Source organism: Vibrio sp. 10N.286.48.F5 (assembly GCF_041469785.1).
Lineage (GTDB): Bacteria > Pseudomonadota > Gammaproteobacteria > Enterobacterales > Vibrionaceae > Vibrio > Vibrio crassostreae_C.
The window spans coordinates 1-259 of the sequence record NZ_JBFRLG010000035.1; the positions used below are offsets into that span (position 1 = coordinate 1).

General features: G+C 47.9%; 1 tRNA gene. It reads right to left on the reverse strand.

The annotated features are described in order from the left end of the window. Positions 1 to 130 precede the first annotated feature (130 nt). A tRNA-Asp gene (locus tag AB4185_RS18600) sits at positions 131 to 207 on the reverse strand. Positions 208 to 259 lie beyond the last annotated feature (52 nt).

Below are 259 nucleotides of genomic sequence, written 5' to 3' on the forward strand. Positions count from 1 at the left end.
TTTTCCGGATTGGTATAACATGAAGAGCAGGGGCTCAGTGTCTTTACAGCACCCATATAACCTATAAGCAAAACACTTTTCTTCAAATGTAAAAAAGCCCTGCTATTTCTAGCAGGGCTTCTCTAATAAGTGGCGGAGTGGACGGGACTCGAACCCGCGACCCCCGGCGTGACAGGCCGGTATTCTAACCAACTGAACTACCACTCCGCAGTGGAATACTTGTCGTCGCTGACAAGTGTTCAAATTTAAAGCCTGGCGA